The sequence below is a fragment of the Teichococcus aerophilus genome, assembly GCF_014490485.1.
Lineage (GTDB): Bacteria > Pseudomonadota > Alphaproteobacteria > Acetobacterales > Acetobacteraceae > Pseudoroseomonas > Pseudoroseomonas aerophila.
Window position 1 is genome coordinate 1 of record NZ_JACTVA010000126.1, and the last position, 1,409, is coordinate 1,409.

At 71.2% G+C, this 1,409-nt stretch carries 1 protein-coding gene; it reads right to left on the bottom strand.

Translation table 11 applies throughout. From position 1 onward, the window contains the following. The coding region (locus IBL26_RS25415; protein ID WP_187787281.1) for a DNA translocase FtsK 4TM domain-containing protein at positions 1-772 on the bottom strand (772 nt) is incomplete at its 3' end. Between the last annotated feature and the right edge of the window lie 637 nt (positions 773-1,409).

A 1,409-nucleotide genomic window follows, 5' to 3' on the forward strand; every position in this document is an offset into this window, starting at 1 on the left:
TCGGCGCCGGCTCCCGGTCCCAGGCGGGGGCTTCGTCCGGCGCGTCGGGCTGGTCCTGCCAGGGCGGCGGCTCGGCGGGGGCGGGGCGGCGCAACAGCGTCGTGGTCAGCGCCGCGCTGCCGCGCGCGGCCCGGCCGGCGCCACGGCCCAGATGCAGCCAGGCCAGCAGCGGCACGCCGATGGCGGCGAAGGAGAGCGAGCCCGCCAGCGCGACGATGACAACCTGCCCGACCAGATGGCCGGCGGCGCCGAACACGCCCAGCGTGGTGTTCAGCACCAGCCCGGCGAGTAGATCGCCCACCGCGCCGCCGGGGCCGGAAATGCTGGGCCCGGCGGTGGCCGGCACCAGGTGCAGCGCGGCCGCCAGCAGCGGCACCGCCGCCAGCACGGCTGCCAGACGCCCGGCGAAGGGGGCCAGCCCGCGATGCGTGGCCAGCCGCCACGCCCAGCCCAGCGCCACGGCCGAGGGCAGCATCGCCGCCCAGCCAAAGCCCTGCAGCATCAGGTCGGACAGGATGGCACCCGGCGCACCGGCCAGATTGGTCGTCTCCCGCGACGAGGCGGTGGAGAGCGATGGATCAGCCGGGTTGTAGCTGAGCAGCGCCACCAGCAACGCCACGCCGGCGACCCCCAGCGCTAGTCCTGCCAGCTCCGCCCCCCGGCGGCGCAGGGCGGCCTTGACGGCCGGGGATGCAAACTTGCGGGCCCCGGCAGCCAGGCGGCCACCGGAAGGCGTGGGAGACGGAGAGCGATCGGCAAGGGCGCGGGACATGGGCCTCGGTCGACTGATGCTGAGCAATGAGCTCAGGCTAACACGACAAAGGCTTGGAACAGAACGGAAAGTACCGTCAGGAGAGGAGACGGGCGGCGGGCGTGGCTTTGAGGGCGCAGCTTCAGCGGGGCCGGGATGGAGGGCGCACTGGAGAGAAGAACCGGAGGGAGAAGGAATTCTCCCTCCAGACCTCCCTCATCTTCTTCTGCGAGTTGGCTAGGGAGGAGGGTGGTGAGCGATCGCTCTTCGGCGATGGCTCAGCCTTCGGCTCGCCCTGAAGGCATCGCCACGTCCGCTACCGCGCGAAGCGTTCCCAGGAAGAATAATTATATTATAAATCAATAGTTTGAATGAAATCTAGTTCCCGAGGAAGCGCCAACGAAGGGGTTCCCAAAGGCCTCAGGTCTTTGGCGGGGAGAGTTTGAGAGGGGCAGCGCCCCTCAAGGCTCGCGCCAAGGGCGTAACGCTCACAATTCAAGGCACCCTGGCGAGGACCGTCACTCAGGGGTTCGCAGGCTTCTCCGGCGCCGCATCCGCCGGTGGAGCCGGGGGCGTCGTGGCGGTCGGCGCGGCGGCGGCGGGTGGCTGGGCCGGCGGGGTGGGTGGCGTGGTGGAGGGCGGCGCGGCCGGGGCCGGC